This is a genomic window from Grimontia marina, from assembly GCF_900060185.1.
Lineage (GTDB): Bacteria > Pseudomonadota > Gammaproteobacteria > Enterobacterales > Vibrionaceae > Enterovibrio > Enterovibrio marinus.
This window is the reverse complement of sequence record NZ_FIZY01000110.1, coordinates 1-4,603: the sequence shown is the minus strand read 5'-3', so window position 1 is coordinate 4,603 and position 4,603 is coordinate 1. Positions and strand designations below refer to the sequence as shown.

Here is a 4,603-nt window from a genome sequence, read left to right as displayed (position 1 = left end):
GCCACGAGGTATCGGTGCTATGATGGCCATCACTCAGTCCTTTTGTCGGTATGTTTCGGTTTGGCGATTGATCAGATCGCACAAAGCGGACTGAGTTTCTCTTATCTTTGAGATCTACTATTAGGAACAGCTATTTAGTGAACACAAGGAAGCAGCATTTTATCTCGAATCTCGCCTTAGCGCTTATTCTTCAAATAACGCTTACGACGCTCTTCTTTGTGTTTCGCTTTTTCTTCTGCTTTCTGCGCTGCGGCTTCTTCTACTTCAACCAGTTCCTGGCTGATCATGTCTGGGTGTTCCAGTGTGATCAGACCCAGTGCACCGTTGCGAAGGTCGTTGATAAGAATCTCTGACGCTTTGTGCAGGTCGATACGGCCGCCAGCACGCAAACAGCCGCGCTTCTCACCAATCGCTTCCATCAGATCCACTTCGGTTTCTGGCAGCTCTTCGATGTTGTAGCGCTTTTTCAGAAGTTCTGGGTAGGCGCTTGCCAAGTATTCCACTGTGTAGAACGCCACTTCGTCGTATTCCATCGCGGTGTCCTTTACTGCGCCAGTCGCAGCTAAGCGGAAGCCACTGTGTGGGTTTTCAACTTTTGGCCACAGGATCCCTGGGGTATCAGACAGCACTACGCCGTTTTGCAGATTAATTCGCTGCTGCTGGCGTGTGACAGCCGGTTGGTTACCGGTTTTCGCGACAACACGGCCAGCCAATGTGTTAATGATTGTAGATTTACCAACGTTGGGAATACCCATGATCATGGTTCGAATGTTCTTGCCCATTTCTTCACGGTGAGGGGCAAGCTTACGGCAAAGATCCATGATTTTGTTGACTTCACTGGTCTGCTCGGTAGTGATAGCCATCGCTTTTACGCCTTGCTCTTTTTCAAGGTGATCTAGCCATTTGGCAGTCATTTCCGGGTCAGCGAGATCGCGCTTATTCAGCACTTTGATCACAGGCTTGTCTTTGCGGATGCGGCGAATCATCGGGTTTTCGCTGCTGAACGGAATACGCGCATCCAGTACTTCGATAATGACATCGATTTTTGGTACCACTTCTTCGATTTCTTTACGTGCTTTATGCATGTGGCCCGGGAACCACTGGATGGAATTGTTAATCATGCGAATGATTGCCTTTGTAATTCTGTAAATGCGCCAGTCGGTTTGCACCGGGGCGAAAAGTTGCCGTGGATTTTAGCACTTAACGAAGACTTGATAAAAAATAACTGGAAGAACCGAGGGAGAGTGGCGAGAGATTAGCCGATTTGTTTATTCCACTTTCTGAGTGGGTCCGCGTTTGCCGGGGTTAGCGGCGAAAAAGTCTTCCAAACGCTGTGGCATGCCTAGATGGAAGCCCTGAAAATAGTTGATATGTAGAGCGCGCATCGCTTCGTATTCTTCCTGGTTCTCAATACCTTCAACCAATAATTCCGCATTCACTTCCTTCGAGAGGGCGATGGCACGGAGCATGGCTTCCACTTCACCTTCGACATATCGTTGCACCAAAGAGCGGTCTATTTTAATCAGACTTGGGCGGATCATTCGCACACGCATTTCTTCTGAACCTTCAACGCCATAGTCATCAACAGCGATTTGGAAACCGTTGTTGATGGACTGAGTGGTTGCAACAGACAGTGAAAGGGTGTCGGCATGTAGGTGTTCAACCACTTCTAGCACAACGTGATGACGCGGAATACCAAGCTCAGCAAGGCGTTTTACCATCAGGTTTTGGTTGGAGAAGGTTTCAATAGAAGCAACAGCGGAAGAAGGTAGCATGTTCAGAAAGATTGAGTGATTGCCAGCGAATGATGAGAAGTTTCTGAGGTGAATAACGCGGGCAAGTTTGTCGATGCTAATCTGATTTACAAAATCTGGGTGGTCATGGTCGAGTTTCCGAAATAGGTGTGAAGGGCAGGCTGGTTCCCCATCTATTTTTCTGGCCCGAACCAGTGCTTCAAATCCGAGTACGGTGCCATTTGCTCTAAAGATGGGTTGGAATGCGCTCCGGAGCTCCAATCCATTGAAGACAGCCATGACGTCGCCGTTGTTGTCGTCACGCAAATACTCTTCAAATTCCGACTGTGTCCTTAAGTGCTTTACCACGATTGCCTTACCTCAAAATGACATTCAAGCGATGTTACGACAAAGCGCACTTTCGGAAAATGAATCATTAGTTCGAAGAGTGAATTAATGTGATCTTATCCGAGGGATGTGTGTATTTCGACCAATAAAAATAGCCTGATAGGCCTAATCTTACAGGGCTATATTGAAAATATTACTTATGTTTCATACATGAGTGTAGATTCCGTCTTGCTATCAGTGACATGACCTTGTTGGCTCTCTTCGTGAAAACGAGATGTAAACAAAATGTTACGCACTGGTGTTCCGTAAAACCTGCCTTGGTATTTTCCTCTGGATGCTGAACCGCTATCGTTTTTTGTAGAGACAAAACAGGGAGGTGTTGAGATGAAACAACATCAATACGAATCTAAACCATTGGATTCTAAAGGTCATGTTCATTGGACCGATGAAGAGAATGAGGTCTGGTCTAAGCTCGTTGCCAGACAATTGGACTGCATTAATGGCAAGGCATGCCGTGAGTATTTTGAAGGGCTCGAATTGCTCGATTTGCCCAAAAACCGTGCGCCTCAAATTCCTGTCATTAATCGTGTACTGGCAGAAACCACTGGCTGGCGGCTCGAACCTGTTCCTGCTCTGATTGATTTCGACCACTTTTTTGCACTGTTGGCGTCAAAACGATTTCCAGTAGCCACCTTTTTACGCACCCCAAAGGACTTCGACTATTTGCAGGAGCCTGACTTCTTTCACGAGATTTTTGGCCATTGTGCCATGCTGACGCATCCTGCCTTTGCTTCTTTTACCCAGCACTATGGAAAACTCGGCGTGAAAGCATCTAAGGCTGAACGCGTATATTTAGCAAGGTTGTATTGGTTTACTGTTGAGTTTGGTCTGATTCAAAGCGGAGACGGCTTGTCTATTTATGGTGGAGGGATTTTGTCTTCGCCAGCTGAAACCGAATACTCATTTAACAGCAATGAACCCATTCGGAAAAAGCTGGATGTGATCGATGTAATGAGAACGCCCTATCGCATCGACATTCTGCAACCCATCTACTTTTATTTAAATACGCTCGATGAATTGTACGAACTCGAAAAGCTGGACTTGCTTGAATGCGTTAGTAGGGCGAAAGCTCTTGGACTACATGCGCCACTTTATCCTCAGAAAATCGCATAAATAGGGAGAACGAAATGGAACAGTTATCTGAACTACAATGTGAAGCCTGCCGCGCTGATGCCCCTCGAATTGACGGAGACGCGGCCGCAGGGATGATGTCAACGCTGCCTGAATGGCAGCTTCTTGATGTGGAAGGTATCAACCAATTACACCGAGTGTATAAGTTCCGCAATTTTAAACTGGCCTGGGCATTCGCAGACAGGGTGGCGGAGTTGGCTGAAGCCGAAGGGCATCACCCGTCGATTCTTCTGGAGTGGGGAAGCTGTTCAGTGACTTGGTGGACCCACAAGATTAGAGGTCTCCACAAAAATGATTTTATCTGCGCAGCGAAAACGGATTTGCTGTTCGAAGATTGATATTCGGTGAAAAGTAAGAATGGGGCGCAATGCCCCTCTCTTAAATGCTACACCTCAAACCTCGCTCCCTTATTTCTGCCTTGCGCATCGGCATTTCATCAATAATCTGTACCATTTCGTCGATATCGAAGCCCTGACGCCAGCGCGCTTTTTCTGTTCCGTCTTTTCCTATTAACACGGCAGTGTGTTCGTTATTTTTCACGCGATATTTATTCATCAGTTTGATGATCTCCTGGGAAGAAAACAGCCCGCTAAATAGCTGTTCCTAATAGTAGATCTCAAAGATAAGAGAAACTCAGTCCGCTTTGTGCGATCTGATCAATCGCCAAACCGAAACATACCGACAAAAGGACTGAGTGATGGCCATCATAGCACCGATACCTCGTGGCGAACGTCGTAGGATGAAAAAAGCGATACAGACTACCAAGGACAAGGATTATGCCCGCAGACTTATTGCTCTCATGCAACTCCACGAAGGCAAAACGATTGTCGATGTCTGCCGTATTATCAGTGCAGCCCGCTCCTCAGTGGGTAGGTGGATTGACTGGTTTACTCAAGGTGGTATGGATGCCCTGCACGCTTTGCCTGTTGGCAGACCGCCAACGCTTCCCGTTAGCGAAATGTGTGCGATGCTGACTATTCTGGTTCAGTTTTCCCCGCAGGATTTCGGTTATCAGCGAAGCCGCTGGAGTACAGAGCTTTTAACGATGCAGCTCAATGATGTATTCCAAAGTACAGTGGCGGCTTCTACGGTCAGGCGTTGGTTACCGAAAATCGGGATCGTCTGGCGTAGGGCGGCACCTACCCTCAATATTCGAGACCCTGACAAGGAAGAAAAGCTCGCTCAGATAAGTGAGGCGCTGGACAAATGCAGTGTTGACCATCCGGTGTTTTATGAAGACGAAGTTGATATCGACCTTAACCCCAAAATTGGGGCTGACTGGACGGTAAAAGGCCAGCAGAAAAAAGTGGTCACACCGGGACAGAACTGCA

Annotated in this window: 6 protein-coding genes; 3 read left to right on the top strand and 3 right to left on the bottom strand. The window is 47.3% G+C overall.

The features are described 5' to 3' along the window. Positions 1-176: 176 nt before the first annotated feature. Both ylqF and GMA8713_RS25100 read right to left on the bottom strand, forming a co-directional pair. Positions 177-1,121, bottom strand: a complete 945-nt coding sequence (gene ylqF / locus GMA8713_RS25105; RefSeq protein WP_062715334.1) for a ribosome biogenesis GTPase YlqF — start codon at positions 1,119-1,121, stop codon at positions 177-179. A gap of 147 nt (positions 1,122-1,268) precedes the next feature. Continuing rightward, complete coding sequence (locus GMA8713_RS25100) at positions 1,269-2,102, bottom strand: EAL domain-containing protein (RefSeq protein ID WP_062715332.1); 834 nt, start codon at positions 2,100-2,102, stop codon at positions 1,269-1,271. Positions 2,103-2,465: 363 nt separating this feature from the next. Here GMA8713_RS25100 and phhA point away from each other — a divergent pair, with 363 nt between their 5' ends. After that, a complete protein-coding gene (phhA, locus tag GMA8713_RS25095) occupies positions 2,466-3,254 on the top strand; it encodes a phenylalanine 4-monooxygenase (protein WP_062715330.1) in 789 nt (262 codons plus the stop codon). Positions 3,255-3,268: 14 nt separating this feature from the next. Continuing rightward, complete coding sequence (locus GMA8713_RS25090; RefSeq protein WP_062715327.1) at positions 3,269-3,610, top strand: 4a-hydroxytetrahydrobiopterin dehydratase; 342 nt, start codon at positions 3,269-3,271, stop codon at positions 3,608-3,610. A gap of 40 nt (positions 3,611-3,650) precedes the next feature. Here GMA8713_RS25090 and GMA8713_RS25085 read toward each other — a convergent pair whose 3' ends face one another. Beyond that, on the bottom strand, positions 3,651-3,857 hold the full coding sequence (locus tag GMA8713_RS25085; RefSeq protein WP_269747469.1) for a DUF4174 domain-containing protein: 207 nt from the start codon (positions 3,855-3,857) through the stop codon (positions 3,651-3,653). 112 nt (positions 3,858-3,969) lie between these two features. On the opposite strand from GMA8713_RS25085, the gene GMA8713_RS25080 reads away from it, so the two are divergent. Beyond that, a partial coding sequence (locus GMA8713_RS25080) for an IS630 family transposase (protein WP_157515568.1) occupies positions 3,970-4,603 on the top strand: 634 nt, incomplete at its 3' end.

Bases quoted from the DNA above. Each gene is read 5' to 3' on its own strand.
- ylqF (WP_062715334.1), bottom strand. From the start codon at position 1,121: ATGATTAACAATTCCATCCAGTGGTTCCCGGGCCACATGCATAAAGCA.
- phhA (WP_062715330.1), top strand. From the start codon at position 2,466: ATGAAACAACATCAATACGAATCTAAACCATTGGATTCTAAAGGTCAT.
- GMA8713_RS25090 (WP_062715327.1), top strand. From the start codon at position 3,269: ATGGAACAGTTATCTGAACTACAATGTGAAGCCTGCCGCGCTGATGCC.